The 26,584-nt window shown below is 44.2% G+C and carries 22 protein-coding genes and 1 pseudogene; 7 read left to right on the forward strand and 16 right to left on the reverse strand.

The window, feature by feature from the left end; translation table 11 throughout:
- Nucleotides 1-232 precede the first annotated feature (232 nt).
- On the forward strand, nt 233-853 hold the full coding sequence (locus AB4154_RS19825) for an outer membrane beta-barrel protein (RefSeq protein WP_017079793.1): 621 nt from the start codon (nt 233-235) through the stop codon (nt 851-853).
- A gap of 78 nt (nt 854-931) precedes the next feature.
- Nucleotides 932-2,584, forward strand: a complete 1,653-nt coding sequence (locus tag AB4154_RS19830) for an ABC transporter substrate-binding protein (protein WP_017079794.1) — start codon at nt 932-934, stop codon at nt 2,582-2,584.
- A gap of 9 nt (nt 2,585-2,593) precedes the next feature.
- Here the strand turns inward: AB4154_RS19830 and AB4154_RS19835 are convergent, their stop codons facing one another.
- The 4 genes and pseudogenes from AB4154_RS19835 to AB4154_RS19850 form a co-directional block, all read right to left on the reverse strand.
- Nucleotides 2,594-2,866 (reverse strand): hypothetical protein, encoded by a 273-nt coding sequence (locus tag AB4154_RS19835; RefSeq protein WP_017079795.1) that lies wholly within the window; start codon nt 2,864-2,866, stop codon nt 2,594-2,596.
- 235 nt (nt 2,867-3,101) lie between these two features.
- The gene (locus AB4154_RS19840) at nt 3,102-3,605 is read right to left on the reverse strand and encodes an acyl-CoA thioesterase (protein WP_372123916.1); all 504 of its coding nucleotides are present in this window, start codon (nt 3,603-3,605) and stop codon (nt 3,102-3,104) included.
- A gap of 404 nt (nt 3,606-4,009) precedes the next feature.
- Nucleotides 4,010-4,264: pseudogene (locus tag AB4154_RS19845) on the reverse strand (peptide ABC transporter substrate-binding protein); the annotation flags it as partial.
- Between the two features lie 48 nt (nt 4,265-4,312).
- On the reverse strand, nt 4,313-5,206 hold the full coding sequence (locus AB4154_RS19850; protein ID WP_372102771.1) for a DMT family transporter: 894 nt from the start codon (nt 5,204-5,206) through the stop codon (nt 4,313-4,315).
- A gap of 98 nt (nt 5,207-5,304) precedes the next feature.
- On the opposite strand from AB4154_RS19850, the gene AB4154_RS19855 reads away from it, so the two are divergent.
- Nucleotides 5,305-6,093 (forward strand): helix-turn-helix domain-containing protein, encoded by a 789-nt coding sequence (locus tag AB4154_RS19855; RefSeq protein WP_029235520.1) that lies wholly within the window; start codon nt 5,305-5,307, stop codon nt 6,091-6,093.
- A gap of 100 nt (nt 6,094-6,193) precedes the next feature.
- On the opposite strand, the gene AB4154_RS19860 is transcribed toward AB4154_RS19855, so the two are convergent.
- From AB4154_RS19860 to AB4154_RS19895, 8 genes are all read right to left on the reverse strand, one after another.
- Nucleotides 6,194-6,376, reverse strand: a complete 183-nt coding sequence (locus AB4154_RS19860; RefSeq protein ID WP_017060054.1) for a hypothetical protein — start codon at nt 6,374-6,376, stop codon at nt 6,194-6,196.
- Nucleotides 6,373-6,582, reverse strand: coding sequence for a hypothetical protein (locus AB4154_RS19865; RefSeq protein WP_048609786.1), 210 nt, complete (start codon nt 6,580-6,582; stop codon nt 6,373-6,375). The genes AB4154_RS19860 and AB4154_RS19865 overlap by 4 nt, the downstream gene beginning before the upstream one ends.
- Before the next feature lie 204 nt (nt 6,583-6,786).
- Entirely contained in the window at nt 6,787-7,917 is a 1,131-nt protein-coding gene (locus AB4154_RS19870) for a lipocalin-like domain-containing protein (protein ID WP_372123918.1), read from the reverse strand.
- 11 nt (nt 7,918-7,928) lie between these two features.
- Entirely contained in the window at nt 7,929-10,463 is a 2,535-nt protein-coding gene (locus AB4154_RS19875) for an ABC transporter permease (protein ID WP_372123968.1), read from the reverse strand.
- A gap of 8 nt (nt 10,464-10,471) precedes the next feature.
- Nucleotides 10,472-11,170: an ABC transporter ATP-binding protein gene (locus AB4154_RS19880; protein ID WP_372123919.1), complete on the reverse strand. Its 699-nt coding sequence runs from the start codon at nt 11,168-11,170 to the stop codon at nt 10,472-10,474.
- A gap of 741 nt (nt 11,171-11,911) precedes the next feature.
- A complete protein-coding gene (locus AB4154_RS19885; protein WP_372123920.1) occupies nt 11,912-13,816 on the reverse strand; it encodes a bifunctional UDP-sugar hydrolase/5'-nucleotidase in 1,905 nt (634 codons plus the stop codon).
- A gap of 301 nt (nt 13,817-14,117) precedes the next feature.
- Nucleotides 14,118-15,107 carry a zinc-dependent alcohol dehydrogenase family protein gene (locus AB4154_RS19890; protein WP_017059992.1) on the reverse strand — a complete coding sequence of 330 codons (990 nt, stop codon included), beginning with the start codon at nt 15,105-15,107 and terminating at the stop codon, nt 14,118-14,120.
- A gap of 20 nt (nt 15,108-15,127) precedes the next feature.
- Nucleotides 15,128-15,916 (reverse strand): phytanoyl-CoA dioxygenase family protein, encoded by a 789-nt coding sequence (locus AB4154_RS19895; RefSeq protein ID WP_017059991.1) that lies wholly within the window; start codon nt 15,914-15,916, stop codon nt 15,128-15,130.
- Nucleotides 15,917-16,237: 321 nt separating this feature from the next.
- Here AB4154_RS19895 and AB4154_RS19900 point away from each other — a divergent pair, with 321 nt between their 5' ends.
- Nucleotides 16,238-17,428, forward strand: coding sequence for a GGDEF domain-containing protein (locus tag AB4154_RS19900; protein ID WP_372123922.1), 1,191 nt, complete (start codon nt 16,238-16,240; stop codon nt 17,426-17,428).
- Here the strand turns inward: AB4154_RS19900 and AB4154_RS19905 are convergent.
- Nucleotides 17,415-18,296: a multidrug transporter gene (locus AB4154_RS19905; RefSeq protein ID WP_372099890.1), complete on the reverse strand. Its 882-nt coding sequence runs from the start codon at nt 18,294-18,296 to the stop codon at nt 17,415-17,417. The two genes, AB4154_RS19900 and AB4154_RS19905, sit on opposite strands and share 14 nt — an antisense overlap.
- Nucleotides 18,297-18,439: 143 nt before the next feature.
- Nucleotides 18,440-19,771, reverse strand: coding sequence for an MFS transporter (locus tag AB4154_RS19910; protein ID WP_017067925.1), 1,332 nt, complete (start codon nt 19,769-19,771; stop codon nt 18,440-18,442).
- Between the two features lie 317 nt (nt 19,772-20,088).
- Between AB4154_RS19910 and kduD the strand changes: the two genes are divergently transcribed.
- Together kduD and AB4154_RS19920 are read left to right on the forward strand one after the other, a co-directional pair.
- Nucleotides 20,089-20,850 carry a 2-dehydro-3-deoxy-D-gluconate 5-dehydrogenase KduD gene (gene kduD, locus AB4154_RS19915; RefSeq protein WP_017067926.1) on the forward strand — a complete coding sequence of 254 codons (762 nt, stop codon included), beginning with the start codon at nt 20,089-20,091 and terminating at the stop codon, nt 20,848-20,850.
- Nucleotides 20,851-20,903: 53 nt separating this feature from the next.
- On the forward strand, nt 20,904-21,542 hold the full coding sequence (locus tag AB4154_RS19920) for an RpiB/LacA/LacB family sugar-phosphate isomerase (RefSeq protein WP_017059986.1): 639 nt from the start codon (nt 20,904-20,906) through the stop codon (nt 21,540-21,542).
- Nucleotides 21,543-21,664: 122 nt separating this feature from the next.
- On the opposite strand, the gene AB4154_RS19925 is transcribed toward AB4154_RS19920, so the two are convergent.
- Both AB4154_RS19925 and AB4154_RS19930 read right to left on the reverse strand, forming a co-directional pair.
- The gene (locus AB4154_RS19925) at nt 21,665-24,274 is read right to left on the reverse strand and encodes a response regulator (RefSeq protein WP_372123924.1); all 2,610 of its coding nucleotides are present in this window, start codon (nt 24,272-24,274) and stop codon (nt 21,665-21,667) included.
- Nucleotides 24,267-25,496, reverse strand: coding sequence for an acyl-homoserine-lactone synthase (locus tag AB4154_RS19930; protein WP_372123926.1), 1,230 nt, complete (start codon nt 25,494-25,496; stop codon nt 24,267-24,269). Before AB4154_RS19930 ends, AB4154_RS19925 begins: the two co-directional genes overlap by 8 nt.
- 667 nt (nt 25,497-26,163) lie before the next feature.
- On the opposite strand from AB4154_RS19930, the gene AB4154_RS19935 reads away from it, so the two are divergent.
- Nucleotides 26,164-26,556: a cystatin domain-containing protein gene (locus AB4154_RS19935; RefSeq protein WP_017064277.1), complete on the forward strand. Its 393-nt coding sequence runs from the start codon at nt 26,164-26,166 to the stop codon at nt 26,554-26,556.
- Nucleotides 26,557-26,584 lie beyond the last annotated feature (28 nt).

Here is a 26,584-nt window from a genome sequence, read left to right on the forward strand (position 1 = left end):
TCCAAAGTCCAAAGTCCAAGAGATTTTACGATTAATATCTTGAATATCAGCAGTTGTGTCTAATTGTTTAGATATGTGGAAAAAAGATGATAAAGAATTACGTGTTTTAATCGTTTTCTATTCATTAATATTATTCTGTTTCGAAACCCAGTGAAAGGGAATTCATTGGTTGCTAAGGGTAAAGGATGTGTAAAAACAATAAATACTATTCTTAGATAGGCAGTTAAATACAATGTTAAGAAAAACAACAATCACAACAGTTACAACAACTCTCCTGATGCTAGCTTCTGCTGTACATGCAAACCCATATATTGGAGCATCTGTTGGTCAAGCAAATTTCGAAAGTGCAGACTTTTCTGTTGATTCTCCACTTGGTTCTAGCATCTCTTCATTAGAGTTAGATGATGATTCAAGTTTAGCGGGCAAAATCTACGGTGGTTATCAGTTCAACCGTTATATTGCTTTGGAAGGCTCCATTGGAGGTTATGATGCTTTGGACAGTGGTTCAGTGACAGTCGGCGACATGAAATTTGCAGCGATTCAACCTAAAGTTATTTTACCGATTAATGACCGTTTTAACCTTTTTGCGAAAGCTGGGGTAGCATATTTTAATGCTGAGTTTAAGGTAAGTAATTCTTTCGTTGGTGCTGCTGGCCATTCAACACTTTCTGACACAACAGTGGCTGCCATATATGGCTTAGGGGCTGATTTTTCATTGACAGATAATCTTCGTATTGAAGCAACATGGGATTATATGATACCAGAACTAGAAGTGGCAAAAGGGCTTGGTGCGACTGCCACTGTGGATGCTGAGATTAGTGTTTTCTCTCTTGGAATGAATTACCACTTCTAATATTGAAATTCTAGGGAGCTAGGAATATATGGCTCCCTTTGCTATGTTTTAGCTGAGATAAATAGCAGTGGAATTGTTGTGAATGATGTAAACCTTAGACACTTAGATCAGTTGCTTAAGCATTTTGAGATTCACTTATCCCATTCCATAGGCTTAGGTGAATTAGAGGTTGCGCTATGCACCTCTAAACGTAATGCATCAATTGTTATGAAAAAGCTCTCCGAACAAGGTTGGATAGAATGGATCCCCGCAGTCGGTAGGAGTAATCCGAGTAAACTTACGATTAAAAAATCGTTGCAACAAGCGATTACCGAATTATTGATTAACGAACTAATTAAAGGCAGTTTTAAATTAGTATCCCGCCTCGTCGACCTCTACGGTTCGACAGCCGTCCGAGCTCTTACTATAGCAACTGAACAACTCAATCAAACCAATGAATCAAGTAATGCTGTATTGATAGCTTCCTATCCGTGGGTAAACACTATTGATCCAATTAAGACATTTCGCCATGCAGAACTGCATATAGCAAAAAGCGTATATGATGTATTGTTGGTTCAGAGTCCAGATGGTGATCTAATGCCTTCCTTAGCTCACGATTGGGTGATGGAAGATACAAGGATGACTCTATGGCTACGTCCCGGCGTTTACCGACATGATGGTGAGCTTTTGCAAGTTCAAGATGTAGTTTGGAGTATTAGACGTTTAATTGAGGGTAATGGCCCTATAAAAGAGTTATGGCAATGTGCCGAACGCGTAGATGCAGTCGCACCCAATTGTTTAGTTATTACTCTCAAGTACGCCAACAAGTTTTTTCCTTATATGCTAGCTATGTCTAACGCATCTATTGTTTGTCGAGATCAGCAAAGTTTCGGTGATAAATACAGTTACCATATTGGAACAGGGCCGTTCAAGATTGAACACTGGTGTGAAGACAGTATTCAACTTCGAGCACATAAAGACTATTTCTCTACTCGAGCTTTGTTAGAACGAGTTACTTTGTCGCATGCCGATGCCGATATGCAAAATATGATTAGCTTTAATTGCCCGTCGGACCAAGTTGAAGTTCAGGGTATTAGTGCTTTATTCTATTTAACTTATCGAGAAAGGGTTGACTCGAACATTTCGCGAGATACTTGGCGCCAACTAGCCGATTATATCCATCAGCAAAAACAGCTACATGATCCTATTAATGCGGTCGAAAGCTTAGCTTTTGATCCCTGTAAAGCTAGGCCAATGATAGCAAACGCCCCAAGCTTGACAGGGAAGATTGTCTTGGCTGAGCCCAAATGGACTATTCCATACTTAATTCGTAATTCTCAATGGTTACATAATGTTATCCGTTCAACAGGAGTGGAGTTGGAAGTTGTTATCGTCAGTAACATTAGTAATCCTCATTTGGTGTCTGAACTAGCTGATATTCTCCTTATTGAAGATGTAATAGAGACACCTGTTGATTACGGAACTTACGAATGGTTAAGTGTGTCAACGGGATTACGATTTAGTTTTGACCGTTTTAAAATGGATGAGCATCAAGCTAAGATAAAACGGGCGATAAGTGGCGAATCACCATCTAGTGAGTTGATGGAGATGGAAAGGGATTTACGTTTAAGTTATACCTATTTACCGTTATTTTCTGGTTATGAAGAAATGTCTAGAACTCAACAAGTCAGAGGGGTTCAAGTAAGAAACACAGGTTATAGTGACTTTTATCGACTTTGGGTCGAACAGTGATTGTTGAGGTTAGAATTCTCTACTAGAAGGAGCACAGCCAAGATGCTGCAACAGCACATAGATGCTTTCTTGATCGAGTGCCACACGACGAAATAGATCCGCAAACGTCTGGTCACCACCAAAACAAGTTTGGATGTAGTGGTTAATTTCGTTGCTGTCGTAGCCTTCGACGTACAAAGTTCTAACCCATTGGTACTCAACCGCCTTTAAATTGTTCAGTGTAGATTCGCTAAGAGTGGGACGTGTGACGCTCAAGAGTGGCTCCAGGAAATTCAAATACATCCATTATGATTGGCGGTATTTAAACAGAGCAAAATGACGACTTTATTACAGTCAAAATAAATCCGCGAACAAGTGCCGATTCATTTCAACCTTTGGCTGGGCATCACGCTCTCATAGGTCGTATTAGATCTACTGAGGCTTTGCTTGTAAATATCGAGGGTATTAGATCAACCAATGCCAAGCAGGTGCTTGGCATTGTAATAAGGTTTTGTAGGGGGAGGGCAGCTGGTGGACCTTACTTAAGGTACTTCACGTGAGCTTCCATCTCTTCACCAATCTGTTTTCGCATGTTCATTAGGCGAATAGCCGAATCTCGTAATTCGATGTCTTCTGGTGTCTCTGGCACCCATTCTGGCACCTTAGTCGGGTTACCATTTTCATCAACAGCGACCATAATAACGATACAGTGAGTCGTTAGGCGGTTGTTGAGTTCTTTAGGGTCGCTGGCTTGAACGTCGATAGCGATGTGCATAGAAGATGAACCGGTATAGATGACCTTCGCACTTACCTCAACAAGGTTGCCAACATGGATCGGAGCTACGAATCGAATCCCCCCTGCGTAAGCGGTAATACAATATTTACCACTCCACCCAGCAGAACAAGCGTAGGCTGCTAAATCGATCCACTTCATTGCTGCACCACCATGAACTTTACCACCAAAGTTCACATCCCCGGGTTCAGCTAAAAAACGCAGAGTAACGTCTCGTTTACCATCTTGTTGGCTATTGCTACTGCTCATCTATCTTCCTTCATTATTATTTTGCTGCGTAACATGCTTGTTACTTGCTAGTAACAATATACTTAAGATGACATAAGTTAAAGCGGATAATCTCATGGTTAAGACTATTTTTCAAACAGATGATCAGTTGATGAATATTGGTGCTTAAAGGCGTATCAGGCGAATGGCAAACATGGATGAAGTGATATCAAGCAAGAGAATAGAAATACTGATTAAGTCACTAGATAGGTCGATTGCAAAAAAAACACCTAGCGTAATGCTAGGTGTTTCTAAGCCGTGTGGTACTCATGTCGGTACTCTTTTGTGTTAGCCAACCAACCGCTGTTGATTTGGTTTAGTTAAAGTGGCTGTATCTCAGATACCACTAAAGTGATAGTGATTATTGTTTTCTTATCAGCTCACTTTTACTGTTTTAAAAAGTATAGATCCTTCGCGTAGATATTTCCTTTCGGATTATTGTTTGGGAAGCCTTTTAGTGTATTTCGTACTAATCGTGTGTGATTGTAATGATATAAAGGTATAACTGCTGAAGAATAGTTGAGTAACGACTCATCGTGCTGATATAAAGTAAAGCGTTTAGACTAATCTTCCGTTTTACTCGCTTGCTGTAAGGGCTCATCATAGTATGGATTACAGTAGCCACTCTCATTTGCTGTGTGAAACGTGAGTTGGAATTTTTACCCTAATGTGAGCGTTGGGTAATGCGTTTAGCTTTGTTGAGGGAGAGGAGCCTCAAGCCTTGGTTTTCTTCTGATTTGAGCAAGGATGACACCTGAAATCACCATCACACCACCAATGATGTGGAACTGGTTAATCTCTTCACCAAGCCATGTCGCGGCTAATACGATCGCAACAACCGGAAGCAAATTCATGAACATCGCACTTGAGTCAGCACCAATGGTGTCAATTGCTTTCACCCACATCCAAGGCGCTAAAATCGAAGCGGCAACCGCGGCGTAAGCTATCAATGGGATCGCTTGTTGCGGTGGTAACAGTTGTTCGCTGGTAAGCCAAAGTGGCGTAAGCATCGCGACAGCAAACAGACCCTGAATGTAAATCACCACCCAGCTACTGATGGGCATTTTCCAGCGTTTCAATAGCACACAGTAAGAAGCATAAACAAAGGCCGCAATCAGCATATAGCCATCGCCTTGAGTCAATTCTTGATGCATGAAGAACAAAGGGTCGCCTTTGCCTAACATCAGAGCTAAGCCTGACAGTGACAACACACCGCCAACAATACTTAAACTAGAAATGGACTTGTGCAACAAAGGAACGCTTAGAAATACACTGATCAACGGGACTAGAGACGTGATCAATGCCATGTTGGAAGCGGTTGTGGTTAAGCCGGCGTAGTAACCTAGAGATTGGTTCAACACCATGCCCAAAAAGCCGAGGAACGCTAATTTCGATAGGTTTGGCTTAATGACAGCCCACTGCTTCATCACCGGGCGAATACAGAAAGGCGTGAGAATTAACATCGCAAAAAACCAGCGGTAAAAACTCATCGCGCTAGGTTCTATGGTGTTTGCAGCAAGCTTGTTGACGATTGCATTGGCGCCCCAGATACAGACTGTAAAAAATGGTAATAGGTAATGCATGTGAATTCCGTGGCGAATGAGTTGATGCGGCTAGTTTGACAGGTCGTTATACTTACAAGTATCTTTATAAAGACATTAAGCGCGATAGGAAGACAAGTTTGAAAAAACACTCCAGAAACCTTCATCCATCCTTATTAATTGATAAGGCACCATCCAACGTATTTATGAATTTTGAAGCGTTTCTTTCGAACACTGAAACCCGAGTTCATAGCCACTCATGGGGACAGGTTCAATTGATCAGTGGTGGTATATTAGAGATGGAAGCGGAAAGCACTCGATTTCTAGCGCCACCACATCTAGCGATTTGGGTACCGGCCGGGGTGATGCATTGCAGTTATAACCGTAAGCCTTTGGACTACTGTTCACTAAATATCGCCCCAGAACTCACGCAACACCTGCCAGATAAAACCAGCCTTATAAAGATCACGCCGATTGTGTCTTCTATTATCGATGATTTTCGCGATCGTGGGATCAATGTTGCGGAAACCGAGCAAGACCAAAGGCTCGTTCAGGTACTGCTTGACCAACTTGCGCAGCGTGAGGTTGAACACCACTTCTTGCCTTCAACCGATAATAAGTATCTAGCGCCTATATTGGCTTCTGTTGAAGAGAACCCAACCGATGAAGTGACGCTGAAAGATTGGGCTGAACGTGTCCACACCACGGAAAGAACCCTTTCTCGCCACTGCCAGACCGAGCTTGGAATGAGCTTTACCGAGTGGCGACTGCGAGTGCGCTACCTATACTCAATGGACTTGTTGAGAAACGGCCAATCGGTTAAAGAGGTCGCTCTTACATTGGGTTATAACCAAGCAAGCCCATTTATCACCATGTTCAAACGTTACGCGAACCAAACGCCAGAGCAGTATAAGAACCGTTTGTTGTAGCTCGGTCTTGTTGCCAAAAGAACGGATGTTTGTGCTAGTTAGTACGTAGATAGACCACAAGTGAATAGATAGACCATAAGTGAATACGTGCAGTATGAGCTTATGGAATCGCCCCTAACAGCCCATATATTTCGCTCTGTTGTTCGGTGACATCCTCATAGTGTTGGTTCAATAGAGCACTGTTGCTGCCCACTTTGAACAGTATGTACGTTTCTCCGTCGACCTCGAACCAATTGAAGGTTCCATGCTGGTTATACGTGGTCATTGTTTTGTTTATCTTCATGAGATATACATTAGCAGCGCAAGACATGCAGACGTACATAAGCCAAAGAAAGAAAAGAAAAACCACGAGCCTAATACTGTTTTTTCTTTTCCTACCTCTTCATTACTTTGCTGCCAACCAAGTTCACGAACCTGATCCTTGGTAAGGTTTAAGTCTAGTTTCTCGATGTATCTGTTGAGTTCGTCATTGTGCACTGAGCTAAGCATGTTCTATCTCCTCTAACCATTTGATTGGTATTTTAGGGGAGCCCAGTGTTTGGTTAAATTAGATATTTTTCAACAGGCGTTAAGGTAAATAGAACATATGGAATAACAAAAAACCTCCGTGGTGGAGGTTTTGGTTGAAAGTGTTTTAGTTGATGGTTATCGCGATGTATTTGTTGTTAGATTCCACCTGTATTAATACACAATCTAATACCCAGTCAACTCCATATAGCCAGACCCAGAATGAGAACCTTTGATTTCAATTGGCCCTTCCCAATAAGGAACCGACAGCGGCATTTTGGCATTTGGATTGAGTGCCGAGACGGTCAGTTCTATTTGCTGGCTTGGAATCGAAACTTGCCACTCTGTTGGGTAGTCACGCCCGTCGATTTTAGTTTGCTTGATGGCGGTTAAGCTGATGTCTTGCTGCTTAATCGCGATGCCGGAGCCATCTTGATTCATCAACCTCGCATGAGAATAGCTGGCTTTGCCTGTAGTTGAGTTTCGAAGTTGAAATACCACCAAGCTGGTTTCATCACTCAGCCTTAGCGCAAACCAATCCCAACCTTGTTGCGAGTCGAGTAAGAACTGCGAGCTCCACTCTCTGTCTATCCAACCTTTACCAGACACCTGATGTGTGACTCCATCAATGGTTACCTCGCCCGATACATCGATGAATGGTTGGCTGTAGTAATAAGAAGCCACTTTACCATCGCTACTTTTAGTGCTGTAGCCTTGTTCGCCTTGCTTTTGATAAGGCGCGTTGTTGGTTAACTTAAGCGAATATCCAAATTGATCCGAGTTGGCGACCAATGTAGCTGGGAACAGGTCATCGGTCGTCGACGTCCATTGCCAATCATCAAGATAGACACGAAACGGCGAATCGCTTACACCCGCCAGTTCAGCTTGGTCACGTGACCATTTTTCATCGGCATAGTGTTTGTCTTCGGTGGTGACGGCACTATGTGCCATGTAGATCTGCTGACTTTGCCACGCGGTTTGCTTAGGCTGCTTGGCTTGATTGTCGTTTTCTTGTCGGGCAGAGGCGAAGCGAAACTGTGTCCATTGCACGCCTAACGTATTGCCTTCTTCATCAATCAAGTTTGCGGTTAAATACCACCATTCATGACGAAAATCAGGGTGTGCTTGATGGTCGGCAGGGAAGGTGATGTCGATACCTTTTACTACCGGGGTGAATTGCTCAGTCTCTTTTTGTACTTCATTCTCGGTTTGTGTTCCAGTGCCGAGTATCGAACCCATATTTTGAGCTGCTGGTTGAGTGGACTCGTCGCACCCTAAAAGGAGCAAGATGCCAATTGTGAGAACGAAAATTCTCATTGTTCGATTCATCACAACACCTCGCTCTGTAAACTGGATACCACGGGTTTGCTGACCAAACGCCACAGTGGAATCAAGGTCGCAATCACTGCCACTAAAATGGTGATGGTTGCGATGCTGAGTGCATCACTCCAATTCCATACGTAATTTAAGCTCCAACCAAAGGCGCGTAGGGTAACGATGTCCGTCAACACATAACCGACCATAGCGCCGAGTGGTAAAGCGATAACCAGAGTGAAGGCGACCAGAACAAAGATTTGCCCGACCACCATTGCCATCAATTTTTTCTGACTAACACCGAGTGCATACAGCCTTGCAATGGCGGCTTTACGTGCATCGAGCAACATGAAACAGGCGCAGAACAACCCAATCACCGCCACCATTAATGTGACGCCATTAAGCGCCCGCGTGATGGCAAAAGTTTGTGAGAATATATCCAACGCGATCGATTTGATCTGTGCTTGATTGTAAAGCTGACCTGGGTGCAGATTGAGTTGTTGGCGTAACTGTTCGTACACCACTTGTGGGTCGCCAGAGACTTTGATTCCCAAGCTGGTGGGTAAGTCAGTAAATCCGCTTTCGATCCACAAATTAGGTGCAAGTAACACTTCGCCATTCGGTGAGCCGTAATCGTGGAAAATCGCCCCGACGATGAGCGCTTTGTCTTGGATCGCGTCGAGCTTGAGTCGGCTTCCAAGCGGCAAGCCGAGCTTCACTGCCGTAGGTTCGCTGATCGCCACGAATTCACCTTGGTAAAAGCGCGTCCAGAAATCATCAAGGTGGGATTGAAATACCATGGTTTGCTCAAGTGTGTCTTTGTCTTTGGTGCCGAGCAAAGTAGGTAAGCCCTGCAAGTTATCATCGACATAATATTGCTTATAAACGGTTTCAACATTTTCAAACTGCTCTAACGCACGTTCCACATTCGCGATTTCACCTTGGGCAGGGCTAACGTAAATATCGGCATGTAAGCGCTGTTCAAGCCATTGCTTTAACGTGGATTCAAAGCTGCCGACTAAGGTATTCATTCCGATATTGGCGGTGACAGCGAGAAGCAACGCCATCATGGCAAGGGAGAGAGGGGAAATAAGTTCACGTAGCTCAGCAAACAGATATTGTATTAACCCCGATTGGGTGCGTTTTTCGCTCCAGTTCGCTAGCACGCTTAGCGTTTTGGGCAGGTACAAAGGAATCGATACCACTAACACACCGAGCCATGCCATGGTGAAGCGATGATGTTCGCTCATCCATAAACCTGCTAACGCGAGAATAGTTAATACTGACCCGATAACAAACAGCTGATTTTCGTTAGACGTTTCCGGCGCTTGATAGAAACCGCCATGGGAAGAGAGGGGTTGTCGCACCCGCTGTTTAAAGTGTTGCCAACAAGCGACAAGCGTTGCGGCCAGCGTGAGTAGCAGTGCCTGCACTAACCATTGCCACTGCCATGTACCGGGAAGCAGTGTTGCACCATAAAGTTGCTCAAGTGTTATCGCGACGGTTGGGTGTAGCCAATGGCTGAGTTGAATGCCGAAAATGAAACCAAGCGACGCGCCTAGTGTGACTAAAAGAGTCAGCTCGACTAACAGAGCTGAAAATACGATGCTTGGCGCAATGCCGGCTTGTTGAATTTGCACCAACAGCCGATTACGTTTCAGCAGACTATATTTCACACCGTTGTAAGCGATGAATAGGCCAACCAAAAACGCCAACAAACTCATGGCGGTGAGATTGAGGTGAAAGCTATCGGTAATTGAACCGAGATCTGTGCTTTGGTTGTTGGAAATCCATTGCCCTTGCTCGCCAATAAGGCTTTGCCATTTATCCTGTGTATTGCTGTTCGTGTCGCTCTTAGTGTCAAAAATAGCGATGTAGCTCAGTTGCCCTTGCTTGTTAAGCAGTTGCTGAGCGAACCCAATATCCATCAACATTCTGCTACCGAGCTGCCATTCATCTGGTAGCACTACCACTTGAGTGAGCACTTCATCCAAAGTGAGTGCGTCTACTTCGTCCAAACTCTGGTGCTGAGATTGGCTAATCATCACAATGGGTTCTCCCGCTAAGAGTTGCGGCAAAGGTAAGGCATTGTCGAACAGGGAAATGTTTGGCTCTTTGGCTTGAGTATTGCTTTTTTCGTCGATGCGAGCGTGGCGAGCTCTTGAAGTGAGGGCGGCGATTAGCTCACTGCCTTGAACTGACCAGCGTCGGCCTTGTTCGTCTCTTACTCGTCCTTCAATTACAGGTAGCGCAGCGCTTAATCCACTTTGTCTTAAGCTGAAGTAGAGCGATTCCGGCAAATAGTTTTGCCCTGGTGGTGGAATGATAAGGTTCTGCGCTTGAGCGCTAAGTTGCTCGGTCGATTCTGCATAACTGCGCTTGGCATTGAGGTTGATGGCTTGCACCGCGACAAACAAGGTGACCGCAAGCACAATGCCGATCAGAATCGCTGCGGCTTGCAATGGTGACTGACGATAGTGTGCCGCGAATAGATTCAGAGTCAGTTTGGTATGGGTGAGCTGGTTCTGAGCGAAGCCAGTTTGCTTCATTGGATTACTCACAACGCTGCTGCTCTTGGGGTTAGATCGGCGTTCCTTAAACAACCATCATCTAACACCAATTTTGTCTGCATAAAGCTGGCGCATTCTGGGCTGTGCGTAACCAAAAGCACCGCAGTGTTGCCTTGTGTGGTGATTTCACTCAGCAGCTTCATTACCTCAATGCCTGCTTTGTGGTCGAGGTTACCTGTGGGTTCGTCGGCAAGCAATAGTTTGGGTTTATGGGCTAGCGCGCGCGCTATTGCGACTCGTTGTTGCTGACCGCCAGAGAGTGCGGATACATGTCTTTCGAGTAACTCGTTGATACCCAATGTATCAACTAAATAATCACACCAGTTGTCCCATTTTTGTTGATTTAAATGGAGAGGGAAGGCGATGTTCTGTTTTACGTTGAGTGGCGTCAGCAAGTTGAACTGTTGAAAGATAACGCCTAATTTTTGATGGCGGAATCGGCTCCATTGTGGATCTTTCCAATTTGATGTGTTCTCGCCATCAAGCCACAATTCTCCACCGGATAGAGGTTCAAACCCCGCAATGATGTTAAGCAGAGTACTCTTTCCACTGCCACTCGCCCCTGTCAAAGCCACGCTTGCCCCTGTTGCCAAAGCGAAGTCGACATTTTCCAACACGCTATGAGTGTCTTTACCATCAACAAAGCTTTTGCTGGCATGTGTGAGTGTGACAATTGGGCTTTCCATTTCCTTTCCTTATAACCAAAACCTACCATCAAAAGGTGTCGTTACTTGTGGCAATTACTGAAGCGACAAGCTCTATAAAACTGTAGACAACAATTTGAAAAAGAAAGCGATTTATATCGAATAATTAATAACTTGTACTGCGAAAAGAGAGAAATAGATCAGTGTGAGGAGGAATACAGATGTTAGTGGGAGCTATGAGTCACCGAGGAGGCTTTTGGGGCTGTTTATAGATAATAAATATCTATGTTAAAAATTGTCCCAATTCCAATTCGTTTTAAAAGAAAACGCCCCCGATTGGTTGAAGCCAATCAGGGTTAGCAAGGCCCAAGAAAATCTAGTTACTTGGACTTTATTGCGAGGATTAATTTTGCTAAGGCACCTAACAAAGCAGCGATAGCGAAAACCAATTCAGGGTTATTCATATTATTACCTATAAAGAAGCTCTCGCCTTATGTGAGAGATTCTTCGTATTATCAACATGCATGTGATGGAAGGCAAGATAAAGAAATGGGGCTACCTGTGGATAACTATCTGATTTATTAGGTTTTACTAAAAGGGGGGGAGGCGGTGTAGCCTTCAAGTTGCAAAGTACTTGCTTACAATAGTAATGAGTGTGTCAAAGAGTCTGCTTTTACTTCTATTTTTCAACGTCACTTAATATGGATCGTACTCAACTTTCCGTAATCAACGACCTAACCACGCTCTAAGCGTTGTTAAGTCGTTATTGGTTGAGGTCAGGGGTTAATTGAGCGCTTCAATCAGAGTGATTTCGCGTTTGATCTGCTTACTCTCTTGCTCAGTCGCCTGCGCCAGTTTCTTTTCGCGTGTGGTTATGGCTGCTTGTTTGGCTTCGTCAGATTTGAACATCAGTTCTTTTACGTTGATAGAAGCGATGTTTGTGTAGCGGCCATCGTCACTGGTTGGGATTGATATGGTTTTATCATTAATCAATGATTTTACGATCTCACGCTGTTCATTGTAACGACTCTCTAAACCAGAAAGTGCCCATCGTTGTTGAGGCTTACCCTCATACTGGCCGTTCTTTTCTTCTTTAAGATACTTGATAGTCATGTTACGAATCGTGCCTGCTTCTTCTCCATACTCTGCTTCCGTATCAAAGAGTACAGGGAATGATTCACCTTCTAGCACGCCGCCTTTCTTGGTTAGATGACCCATTCGATAGCTATTCATACCAATACGGATCTCTGTTTGATCAGTAACCGGTGTGCCATCAGCAAACGCGAGGTTGGTGATGCGGGTACCTGCAGGTTGAGTGAGGTCGATGGTATAAGTCACGCCCGCGAAGAAGTCATTGGTCGAATATTTTGAAGCTCTACGTTCAGGGTTAAAGCTGTAGGTCACATCGCCAGGTTGTACTGAGTTGAAGTAGCCTGCAGACCATTCCATGTAGGTTCTCAGCTCTTTGCCTGTCATCTGATAGACAGTGATTTCGCCACCTGCGTATTGGTAGTTGTACGCGATGTCTTTGGCTTTGATTGGGCCAACATCGAGCTCTGCATTGTCGTTGTCTATTTGAAGTGCAATGACATTGGCTTTGGGTGCATAGAAGAAGCTCGCTTCTTGGAATAGCGCACTGATGCCTGTGTCTTGAACATGGACTTGAGGGATACCGCGGATTTCGTTTTCTGGGACTAAATCAACGCCGGTAAGTTGAGCGACAGGTCTGTTCGCCATTTCTCGGAGTTGTTTGTGGTAAGGCTGGTATAACTCGTCCATATTCTCATCAGAGTCGATACCTTTAATTTTATAGGTGAAGCTGTCTTTGTTGACGAGAGTGAATGTGCCATCGCGCTCTTCAAATTGAAGATCGATACGAGATAGGGCGCGGCCATATCTGTCGGGTTCAGTAATAATAACGCCATTTACAACGGCTTTATCGATGCGAGTGTGCATGTGGCCAGCGACGATGGCATCAAGCTCTGGGTTTGCATTGGCAATGTCGGTGACACCGGTGTCGGCAATGTCATTCTCGTTCTCAATTCCCATATGGGCAACCAATATGATGGCATCCACTTTATCCTCAATCTCTTTGACGATTTTCTTCACTTCCAAGGTTGGATTAGTGAAAGTGACGCCTTCTAAACGGTTGGTACCTTGCGCAAAGACTTCCGTCATTGGGGTATCCATTCCGATCACGCCGATCTTAATGCTACCGCGTTCTAGGATGGTGTAACCAGGCAGGAATGGGTTTCCGTTTTTGTTCTTGATGTTGCCACCGAGAGACTGCCCTTTAAATTGGGTAACGGCCCTGTTGAGGGTTTTGAGGCCAAAGTCGAATTCGTGGTTACCTAAAACCCACACATCGTATTTCATGTGATTAAAGCCAAGCATCATTGGATCAACGGGCTCGTCTTTGAAGGTTTCTACGAAGTTGCCTTGGATGGTATCGCCAGCGTCGACAAGGATAATGTTAGATTGCTCTTTGCGGATCTCACCAACTTTGGTCGCGATTTGGCTCAAGCTACCACGAGTGTTGAGTTTATCTGCCGCGTAATCCCACGCCATAAAATGACCGTGGATATCTGAAGTACCCAGTATCGTGACATCGTGTATATCGCCATCAGCTGCAAAGGTGGGAAAGGCTAGAGAGAGTAGGATGGCGCTTGATAGTATGTGTCTTTTCATAAGTATGTTCACATCGTGGTTTTAAGTATGACGCTACCATATAGAATCGAGGTTATCTTATGGGTGATCAGTATCATATTTCTAGTGATACAAATTATTGATGTTTCAAATAAATGTGACTCATGACCATCTCGTAACCACTTAAGTTATGGAGAAATGCACCACAACTCTTCGCTATCTTTTCAATCTTCGATTTCTTTAATCAAACTTCCTAAGCGATGGTGTATTAACAAGCACGCTTGTAAGCTGTTGAACGTCTTGCCTGTTGAAATAAACAAGGTATATATCGTCCAACTCTCACTTACTGTGGCAGTAAGATGATCTTGCCCTCTAGGCGTGTGGTTTTCGATTCAATGAGATCAATCGCGGTTTGCACTTCATCGAATGGTAGATAGCGGTCAACGTCGAGCTGAATGTCGTTTGTGATGAAGTGATCTAGCATGGTCGTGAACTTATCACGGCGAACATCTTTACCTTCTGCTTCCTCCCAATAACGCAAGAAGAAGGTGCTGAAATCGATGTGTTGGTTTTTCGCGTACTCAAAGAAGCGTGGCTCGTAAAAATCCAACGACAGCGTCCCATAGTTGATAAAGCGCCCGTTGTTGCCAAGGGTGTGAACAAGATCGGTTCCGGGTGAGCCGCCAATCGCATCAAAGGCAACGGTTGGCATAGGCAAGCCTAATGCCTTAATTTGAGAAACTAGATCAGCGTTCGCATCTATCACCCAACAGGAAGTGGCAGGGTATTGTGTCTGCTGTGATGTAACGACAATGATGTTGAAGCCGAGTGATGCTGATAACTGGGAGAAGATCTTACCGATGGCTGAACTGCCCGCGTTGATGATCAACACATCCTCTTGGGTCAGCTTGGCTATTTCTGTCGTTAGCACCCATGCGGTTAGCGCATTAATGTACAACTGACAGGCGTAGCCATTGTCTAAATGTTGAGGAATTTGGAACAGATCATCTGGTGATACATCGACATAGTTCTGCCATGTTCCACTGGTTGCCACAAGCACTCGTTGATTCACTATAAACTCAGCACTGCTGGATTCTACAATCCTTCCTACCGCTTCAAATCCCGGTACTCTCGGCGGCTGATGGCTATGTTTGTATTGGCCCACACCATAAATCGACAACAGATCACTAGGGTTGATGTTAGTCGCTTCAATTTGTACGCGAACTTTATCTTTGTCTAGTACCCCTAAAGCGACATGTTCTAACTTGAGAGATTCTTTTGGCTGACCGAAACGGAACTGGCTAATTCGGGTATTTTGCTTAGTGTCAGTCATAGTTTGGGCACCTTTATGGATTATGAGTACTGCATTGATTTTAAGTGTAGCGTGTTCATAAACAACCTTGGGTCGCTAATATTGCTTAACATAGCTGGCGTCGGTAAACAGTCGTCATCAACGTAGTCGACATAGTCTGCCGCCGAATCGAAGATCAAAATATCCAAAGCCAAACGATCCAAGCCATATCGGCCTCGGTGGATCATATCCGCTGAAAACACCAATAAGTCACCTGCGGCTAACGGTATCTGCTTACCACCAGAGATGTCATCGCTGCTCACTTTGCCGTTTTCTTCTTGGCGAACATTGTACTCTTCTTCGTTATCCCAACGTTTGTGCGTGCCGGGGATAAGTTCCATGCCGGGCTCATCAAAAAGGGGCACTCGCAGATGCAATACTTGGGTTTCCATGATGACTTTCATCTGGTCATCAATGTCGTAGTCGTATTGACAGTCACGATGCCAGAAGTCTTTTTGCTGCGGGTTTACTGGGTTGAAGAACAGCTGTGTATTCATGAATGCCGGCTTGTTCGGAATCACCGCATCAACCACATCCATCACTTGTTTCGAGCTGATGAAGTCGAAAAGCACGCTTCTATCGTCGGCAGGCAAATACTCGCTTCCCGTAATTAAAGACGAGTTAAATGCTTCTTCTTTATAGAATTCTTCGTTGTCTGCTTTCCATGATTCATGAAATTTCAGCACGACTTTTCTAAGCGATGCAATTTGAGCTTCATTGAAATAATTTCTGATAACAAAGTAACCATGTTCGTCGTAACGGTCACTTAATTGTTGGCTGTTTTCTACCACTGACTACCTTCGTTCATTCTTTGCTGTATAATAACTAAGGTCAACAGCCCCTAGAGATTTCTTGGGCGCATAATGCCAGACAGTTGTCGTTCAACCAAGTAACGAGTGAAGAAGCCTGTAGATTCGGTGATGCTATGAAGCAATATTGAGGGCGAGTGTTACATGCCTATCCACATCATGGACTCATGCGATAAAAATCTCCGCATATGTGATCTATCCCTTATTTTGTAAAATACAAGGATTCATATAGTGAATGTTTCTTTTGTTTGTATGATTATTAACCATGTTGTGATTTGGTTTGCGTATGGAAGATAGAAAATAATGGATGGTTTTTCGCTGGATATGAGAACACTTAATTTCATTATTATTTTGTTCTCTTTCATTTACTGTATTGGCTTATTGTTATTTCAATTCACTCAACAGCCGATTAAAGGGCTTTCAATCTTTTCCATTTCAATATTTGTTATCGGAACTGGGCCGTTGATGTTGAGCCTAAGAGGGGAATTCCCTGATTGGGTCACCGTTATTGGTGCCAATATGGTCATTGCGCTTGGTTTTCATCTCGCCTTGTATAGTTTATGTCTGTTTCGAGAATATTCTCTCAAATGCACTTACCTCAGTAGTCTAATGATGTTGGCTCTTTTGCCATGTTTTATTTACTTCACGTTCTATGAGCCTTCCATAAAGGCTCGAATTATCCTCATTAGTTTATATCTGGCTTTTGTGACTCTTTGCACTGCCTTTGCGGTATTAAAGGGCCGGCGTGATGACTTGACTCTAGGTATTCGGATGATGGCCTTGTCATTTACGATATATGGCGGGTTTATGGTTTTTCGAGTTGTGGTGACACTATTTTCCGCTGAGCTCCAGGATTTCATGGCGGCCACTCTCATTCATCAACTTGCCTTTTTAGTGAGCATCGTTCTTATTGTGTCGATGAGCTTTACAATGCTTTGGCTGATTAACGCAAGGTTGCTTAGTTCTATTCACGAGCTGTCCTACAGCGATCCTCTAACGGTACTGGGAAACCGCAGAGCATTAGATGAGATGGTTCCAGTTATCATGAAGCAGGCGGAAACTGCACCTGTTAGTGCCATTATGATGGATATTGATAATTTTAAGTCGATCAATGACCAACACGGACACATTGTAGGTGACCTCGTGATCAAGTCTTTTGCTGAAATGGTTCAAAGTGCAATCAAAACATCGCCAACAGCCAGTGCGTTTCGTTTTGGCGGAGACGAGATAATGATTTTATTGCCCAATGTTAATTTCCAACAAGCTCAGGTTATTGCCTGCAAGTTACGATTGTCTATTTCAGAGGTATCAGCAGTACAAGAACATGAGATGTTTCTGACATCGAGTTTTGGTGTTGCTCAGCTTCACCCGCATGAGAGTTGGAATGGGTTTATTAGCCGAGCCGACAAAGCGTTATATCAAGCGAAAACAAACGGTCGCAATATGACTTCAATTTGTCCTAGTCATATTAACGAGCTCGTCACTGCCACATAACCAATACTGCTGCGATAGAAAGCAAGATGAGCGCAAGAATGTCTTTGCGCGCGATGCTTTGCCCTAACCAGAAATAGGATATCAACACCATGAAGATCACTTCGACTTGCCCGAGTGTCTTTACGTACGGCACGGCTTGAAGCGACATCGCGCTAAACCAACCCAGAGAACCGATAACACTCGCTAAGCTTGTCATGATGACTAGTTTCGACTTCTTGAATATCAGGCGCAGCGTGTCGCGTTCTCTGAAAAAGAGATACGTACAGATAATCACTGTCTGAAGGGAAATGACGAGGAACAGCACCCAAGCAGCGCTATGAGGGAAGGGCAACCCTATGCTCAAACTTGCTTCCCGTACCCAAAGAGACGTTAAAGCAAAGGCGGTGCTACACGCCATACCTAATAAGAACACTTTCGGGGACAAGCTTCGCCAGCCAGAAGCGCTACTCATGATTAGCACGCCTAAAGTACCAATAAGTACGCCGACCCAACCTGTTAGTGTCAAAGCAGTACCAAAAAACAATACGGATAGCACAGCAGATACGGGGGCTTCACACTTGGCTAAGCCTGCGCCTATCGCATAGTTTTCGAGCTTGAACAGCATCACCATTAAGCCGGTCGCGAGGATCTGCATGATGGCGGCAGCAACAATATAGAAAACAAACTCACCCGAAAAATCCGGTGCGGATACGGGCTGCCATTGATAGAGGGCGCAGAGGTAAATAAGGGCGATAGGGCTAGCCCAAATAAATCGCGCTAACGTTACGCCAGCCACGCTCATGGTGCCACTTAATTTACTTTGAAAGGCATTGCGCCAAGATTGGCTAAAGGCGGCAAGGAGAGTAAAGGCTATCCAACTAAAAGACATGACGCGTCCATGTGTTATGTAATTTGGTGGTGATACTAACAAAAAATCACTTGATAAGAAGTGTCATTATCTGTTTATAGCCACAGGCTCACCTTTATTCTCTATTCGGCAGTAGAGATATCTTCAACAGTTCGATGCTTTCTTCAGAAGATCGGCTGTTTCTTGTTTTTGAAATAGAACAGCGCGCTGATCGAAATGAACAGTAAGGTGAAGTAATAGAAAAACGAAGACAGTGAGGCCAAGAAGGCAAGGTTCTGTTCTATTTCTTGTTCGGTGAAGCCCTGAGACACCAACTTATAGTAGTAAGCGTACAAGATCCCGATCAGCCCGTATCCGAGGTTAAACATTAAACCTTTGAAACTAAGAACGGTGGCTCGGTTGTGCGATTCGGTCTTTTTATTCAGGTGGTAGCTGATGAAAATGTTCATCGTCATGATGATAAAGATTAACACCAACGCCGGAATGACCCCGTAAATCGACCAACCTAAACTGATCCAGTAATAAGTCGCCATGCTTGCTAAACCCATGACCACAATGAAGGTTTTAGGCTCAATACTCTCTGCTAATCTTCGGCTTTGTCCTGCCAATATAATCTTAAGCAAACTTATACCCGCACCAATAAAACCAAAGTAGATAATTGGAATATCAATCGCCAGATAGTATTGGCTGTTCATGGTTAGGAACATGCGTGAGGTGTGTTCGAATAGGCTGTAGTAGAGCAAGATGAACAGCACGTAAGGTGTAGCGAATACCCATTTACCCGCATCGATCGTCAATTTAAGACTTGAGATGGTGGTTGCCAATTTGGTTTGGTCGCTTGGCATCACCTTTTTCTCTTCGCGCATATTAATCGCGGCATAGATGGCGATCATCGCTACAAATAGGGTGGCGAACACAGGAATACGCATCAGATCTTTGGTGCTTTCTGGTTCGGCTAGTCCAAGGAAATGAAAGATGTTCGTCATAAAATTCACGTCGTACATCGCCGCACCAATTAGTGTGACAAAGATACCGACCGTTGAGGCGACACGAAGCTGGATTTGCAGCACTCGAGGCCACAACTCTTCATTACCTTGTTCTTTTAAGGTGTCGTAAGCCAATGCCTCGTCGGCGCCGCTGGCCAGTGCCATCGCTAAGCCACTGAGAATCCGGTTAATCAGAAAGACTATGAACACCAAGTCGGGGTTTCCGGTTGGCACTAAGGCGATCATTGCGATCTCAACAAACATCACAATCGAAGACAGCACCACCAGTTTCTTGCGGCCTAAGGTATCGGCGAATGCACCCGACGGTACTTCAGCAAGCACAATGGTGGCCGCCCAAACTACATTGAGCATCGCGAATTGAGACAGGGTTAACCCGTAATCTAAATAAAGTAGTGTGAATATAGGGTAGTAAAAACGCGCAAAGTAGCTGCTTCTAAACATCAAGAAGTAGCGGACATTGGGAATTTTAAGGATCTCTTTGAGCGTCATGATAATTTCAGTAATTTAGATAACACATTATTATGTATAACCCTTTTACTCTTTTAAATCATGGAATTGTTGCCAAATCCCTAAAATATCTGGTTTGGGTGATCTTCGAACTCATTGTTCATAGTGGGTTATAGGTTTCTCGTCTTCAAATCACTTTCCCCTATTCATTTAGTTTGTGGTGCCGTTTCACTTGTTCGACTGATTTTGGTGCAAGATCGAACTTCTACAACGTCGCTCTCGTATTTACATCTTATTGTATGATTTAATTATTGGTAATAACGATACGCAATGAATCCAATGTAATTGAGGAAGCGAGCATGATCTTAGAGTCATTCAGTCTGGAAGGTAAAGTAGCGATAGTGACGGGCTGTAACACGGGGCTTGGGCAAGGTATTGCATTAGGCCTAGCGGAAGCCGGTTGTAAGGTTGTCGGTGTTAACCGAACAGAGCCTGAAGAGACTATTGAGAAAATGAGTGCAGCAGGTCATTCGTTCCTAAACGTGAGTGCTGATCTTCTCGAGCAAGCGTGCATTCCAGGGGTTATAGAGCGCACTTTGGCTGAGTTTGGCCAAGTCGACATTCTCGTGAACAATGCAGGAATTATTCGCCGCCAAGATGCTATTGAGTTCTCAGAGCAAGATTGGGATGACGTAATGAACGTGAACACCAAGACGGTGTTCTTTATGTCTCAGGCTGTTGCAAAGCAATTTAAGGCTCAAGGTACTGGCGGAAAGATCATTAACATTGCATCGATGCTCTCATTCCAAGGTGGCATTCGAGTTCCTTCCTATACGGCTTCAAAAAGTGCTGTGATGGGCGTGACACGTGCGATGGCGAACGAATGGGCGCGCGATAATATCAACGTGAATGCGATAGCCCCCGGTTATATGGAAACGAACAATACTCAAGCTCTGCGTGAAGATGCTGAGCGTAATCAAGCGATTCTTGAGCGTATTCCGGCTGAACGTTGGGGTAAACCGCAAGATATCGCAGGTCCTTGTGTGTTCTTAGCATCATCAGCATCGGATTACATTAATGGCTATACCATTGCTGTTGACGGTGGTTGGTTAGCACGCTAGTTGGTTTTTTATTCTAAATTTTGAGTTTGCAGCAATCTTGCAGGAGAAGATAAATGAAAATCGCTTTAATGATGGAAAACAGTCAGGCAGGTAAAAATGCCATGGTTGCAGCTGAGCTAGAGTCAGTGGCGGGTGGCATTGGTCACGATGTTTTCAACTTAGGTATGACCGACGAGAATGATCACCACTTAACGTATATCCACTTAGGTATCATGGCCAGTATTCTGATCAACTCAAAGGCTGTGGACTTTGTTGTGACGGGATGTGGAACAGGGCAAGGTGCTTTGATGTCACTGAACCTGCACCCGGGTGTGGTTTGTGGTTACTGCCTAGAGCCATCAGATGCTTTCTTGTTTAACCAAATCAACAACGGCAATGCTCTCGCTCTCGCTTTTGCTAAAGGCTTTGGCTGGGCAGGTGAACTCAACATTCGTTATATCTTTGAAAAAGCGTTCACAGGCGAGCGTGGTAATGGGTATCCACTAGAACGTGCAGAACCACAGCAACGTAATGCAGCAATTTTGAATGAAGTGAAAGCGGCGGTGGTAAAAGATAACTTTATTGATTCTCTGAGAGCTATCGACCAAGATCTAGTGAAAACAGCGGTTGGCAGCGAGCGTTTCCAACAATGCTTCTTTGAGCATTGCCAAAACCAAGAAATCGCTGATTATGTTCGTTCACTTTTAGATTAATTAGAGCGTTTAGTTCTGATAGAGCCAGCCTTGTTCGGCTGGCTTTTTGATGAATAATTAAAGCAATGTAATGAGACAAACAGTAATCAGCTGGCTAAATTGCGATTCGTGTTTTCCTGAATTTACTCTTCATCTTCGGTTTCTTTGGGAGCATTCGACGCCCAGTCTTTTTCAAGCCAGTTATCGAGCACGTGTTGCAGTACGTTCAAGGAGGTTGGTTTCTCTAGGCGACCATCCATCAACTTGCTGATCATATCTAACTCGTGCTGTCCTGATTCGCCAGACAAAGCAATGATTGGCGTTTGAGGAGAGCGTGCCTTGATGATTTGGCTTGCGTCAAAACCATTCATTATCGGCATTTGTACGTCCATTAAGATCAAATCGACCTTGTGTGTTTTGAACAGCTCGACGGCATTCTCGCCGTTTTTAGCTTGTAAGCTATTTACGCCAAGTCGACTCAGGTACATCTGAACAAGCGTGCGTTGCACTTCTTTATCATCGACGATAAGCACGGTTGGAGCCAAATGGTTCTCTGGGGTTAGCGTACTTGTTGGCTCTGAACTTTGCGTTTCCGCTTGGTTATCTGGCTTAACTTCTGCGTTGGGTTTGTTTTCAGTTGTGGTTTGATTACTTTTCCAATCATTGAAGTAAGGCGTACGAAGTGCGTCTGCTTTGGGTGCATTGGGTACTACCGGGAAGTACAGGTGGAACTCAGTAAACTCCCCAAGTTTAGAGTGGCACTCAACTCGGCCGCCAAATGAACGCATCACACGTTGGCAATAGCCAAGCCCTAGGCCGCTACCACCGCTTTTTTGGTAAGAGAAGAAGTCATCAAAGATCTTATGTGCAATGGCTTCGTCAATGCCAGGGCCGGTATCTCGGAATATCAGAACGTTCTCGTAAGGCCCTGTGTTGGTGCTGATCTCAATTTGGCTTTCTGGATAAGAATCAAAGTAATAGATTGCATTACGTATCAGGTTGAAAATAACGAAATTGAATAAGGTTTCATTGAGCTTTGCTACAAAATCAGCGTGTTGTGGTAAACGAATGCGTTCAATGATCTTTTCATTCTCAAAACCATAGTGGCTTACGGCTTGATCTACGGCTTTGTGGATAGAGGTCATGGCCACAGGGCCGTGTTCAGGCGTACTGTCACTGACTTCGCGCAGGATGATATCAATCAGTTGTCGCCCGCGTTGAATCGCCGCTTGGCCATTCTCAATATCCTTTAGGATTTGTTTAGCTGGGGCTTGGTTATCAATGTGCTGTTTTAACACCTCAAAATGCAGCTGCACTTGAGCCAGCGGGTTACGCATTTCGTGTGCGATAGAATTAGCAAGCGCGCGACTTTGGCGAATGCGTCTATCGGCTTCAATGGTGCTTTGTACACGAGTTAACAAGGTTTGCAGTGCAGAGATCTCTTCGTTAGAGAACATCTTATCGTTGCTCTTATGTGATGAGACCAATAAGTGCGTGACCGATTTCCCCTGACCAAATAAAGGCATCACCAAAGCGGTGTCGTTTGAGCTCATCTTGTCATATAGGGCTTTTATCGAGCGCTTGGCTGGTGCGGTGTAATCAAGCTCCTGAGACAGCTCATCGAACACTAAAACGGACTTGTTGGTAGACAGGTAATCTTCGTAGAAGGTTTCGTTGTAGTTGCTGTTCACCAGACGCAACTTGTCTTCGGGAATCTGCAATAGGCTACCTAATCGACGCATTGCATCATCAATCGACAGCTTGAAATCGTCTTCTAGTGAGAGGATCTGTTGTACTGGCGTTTTCTTGTTTCCGTAGACAAAGAACGAGGCGTAGTGGCTTACGCGCTTGTAGAGAACATGCCACGTGATGCCGATAATCGCGCAGATTGGGATAGCAACAAGCCATTGACTGTCGTCTGTCAGCGGGATAAATATCGCGCCAAAAGGGATCACCAAAATAGCACAAACCAACATCGCATTTAGGCTCATGTACGCCAGGTATTTCACGCTGTAGAAGCGCGAGGTCAGCAGGGCATAGCCAACGAACAACATTTCACTTATCGACAAAGCTGGTGGCAGCCAAGTGAGCGAGAAATCACGCAAGAAGTAGGTCATGCCTAGGTGGATCGTCGCAGTAGACAGCATGAAGACTAAAATGCCGGCGATCATATAGTTGGTTTTGGCTAAAGTTAGCTTGCTGCTGTTGGCGCGCATGGCCACCAGGTTGAGTAGTGTTAGCACTACAAAGCTAATCATCCCAATAAAGAAGTACGGCGTATGCGGGCCAAACTCAATCACGAACTGGCTTGGGCCTGCAATGGTGACGTGTTCAACGGTTAACCCCGGACTTAAATTGATAAAGAAGGAGTAGACGGTCAGGGTGACGAAAATGGCTTGCTGCCACACATGAACCTTACCATTACGTTGTTCAGCGGCGAGTTTGCACGAGAAGTAATAGGCAAAGGCAAACGCAAAGAACGAGGCGAGGTTGGCAAACTTTGCGGCGAACACGGCGGCCGAGGCCCCAAGTTCCGGTAATAAGTCGGTATGGAAATAAGCGTTACTGCTGATCCACGCAACAATGCAGATCGAATACGCGATGTAAGGGGCATGGTGTGTCCCTGCGATCACTTCGTTCTTCTGTTTCAGGCGATAGCAGTAATAGAACAACCACATGACAACCACAGCCACGGTTGCAAGCAGTGTGATTGCTTTTGCATAGATGATCGCCTCTAGGCCGAAATCAAACATGTTCATCCTTTTTCACCGAGCTAGTTTTTCCTGCCGAGCGCGACTTTTCTAATGACTTTCTGCTTTCTCGCACTGCGCGTTTGTAGCTTCGAAAATCGACATTATTGAACGCTTTTACCATCATCTCAAAATTCCAGAATCCACGATAAATTGTCGTGCCATCGTCATTTAATTCGCAATATCCAGAATGGAAGTATGCATTGGAATCAATGGTTTGATAAAACTGAAGCATGAAAGGTTGCTCGATAATAGTGAAGCCAATCTTATAGCCTATTTGGTGTAACACACTCATCAGCTCTTTTTGAGAAAGGTAGAGGAAATAGAGCTTTTGTTGGGTATTGCCACTGACTGTCAGACGTAACACCTCACACAGGGCATCTTTGTCGGACAATTGTAACTGGAATTGTTGGTCAAATTCTGGGAGAGAGTAACATTTTGACAGTGTAGGCGGTGTGAAAAGTTGTAACCCTGCGAGTTCATCGTTGCCGTAATTGGGTAAACAGTATTGCCATTGCTCATTGCTGAACGGCGGTGCGTAACTTAGCCAAGTGTCATTCTTAGACCAGTCTTGAATCAGCGCAGAGGAAACCAGTGTTGGAAAGGCTTCATCGACTGGATGCTTGAGCAGAATAAAATGCTTACCTGCCTGAGAAAGGTGTAATAAAGGCAGCATCTCAAACCATTTCTCGCCCTTGATGAACACCTCGAGATTGCTTAAAGCAATGGCATCGCTGATTGGCATTCCTTGTGGGTGACTCGGTGTTTGTACCAAAAGTGGCTCATGTTCTATCTGTTCGATGATCGCACCGTAATAAGCACTGTCATTGATAGGGAGGTCGACATGAGAAATGGAGCTTGGATTTAATGGAGATTTTGCTTTGATCGCAGCAATTTCACACTCACACCAGAAATCTAGCCAATGCATATAGCACTGCCCTACAGCCTGCTCTAGAAGAGCAATCTCTGCAGATAGTGTATTTGGATAGCGCAGAATCAGATCGCGGTAGTCCATCACCTCAAACAATACAGAGTAGCTTTTGTTTTGATGCTCTGGGAAAAGCAATTCTAATTGGCTTCTACGATATTCAGTCACGCTTTGAAAAAGCTCAGTGCGCTCATGTGGCTGATAAGTGTTGATGACGAGCTCTATCAGCGCTCGCTGTTTTATTTCGATAGACAGACTGCTAGCCAACAGTGAGCCTAAAGACGACGTTAATTTCATGTTTAACCTAGCCTAGGTTTATATAATTATTTTTATTTGATCTGCACTATCTATAGGACACTGATTTTAGGTATGTGTTTGAAGTTACGTTACTTTGAGAGAGCCAATCGTAACTTTACTTGTGTCCATGTTGTGAGAAGTAAGTTGCATAATCGGGTGAGATTTTACTACTTGCACCCACCCTTAACAATAAAGATTTTCCATATTTGAATGAATTCACAGATGAACAAAGTACATTATTATCAACAACTTGTAGGGATGGATCACAGTTTTAAAATCAGACATGATTAAGCCGAGCATAAACTTTTGAATTTATAAAATAATCTCAAATATCTATTTTTTGAACCAATATCATAATCCAAATCAACATGAGCTCATCTTATTAATTACAGCGTGAATGTATTTGGTGTGAGATATGTAATTAACTGATGCATTATATCTGTCTTATACTCGCTTATTCTCTCGCTACTCATTTTAATGATTTAAATATCAGGTGGATAAAAGCAGAGCTCCAGTGCTCGTCTTGTTTTCCTGACAATCTCCTGTGTTTATAGAGTAGTTACACCATAATCTCTGATGAAGTGATGACATTCGAGGTTTAAGCTTGCCTGCATATGAAACATTATTGCGAGTAATCCCTCGTAAATGATTGAGGTAGAGAGAATTTATGAAGAACGTACGATTAACATCATTACTTGGAACAGCAACCTTGTTTAGTGTCGTGGCGTTAGCTGGGTGTAGTCAGAAATCAGAAGTACCAACTCAACCGCAAGAGAATGCGAACCCCATCTGCAGCACTAAAAACCTGACGGGTGGTTGGTCGAAAAGTGAGATAACACCAGAAGCCAAGCAAGCTTTAAACGCAGTTCTTAGCCAAATGAACACTTCAGCTGAGCTCAAGCAGATCTTGAGTGTTCGAACTCAGGTTGTCGCGGGTTTGAATTACGCTATTGAGTTTGAAATGGATAATGGTGAAGTGTGGAACACCATCGTTTACCGTTCTCTACAAGGTGACATCGAAATGACGCAACCTGCACAGAAAGGTCTTCTGTGCTCATAATCTAGATGTGCCAGTGTCTTGTGAGATA

The sequence above is a fragment of the Vibrio sp. 10N.286.51.B11 genome (genome assembly GCF_041469245.1).
Taxonomy (GTDB): domain Bacteria; phylum Pseudomonadota; class Gammaproteobacteria; order Enterobacterales; family Vibrionaceae; genus Vibrio; species Vibrio crassostreae_C.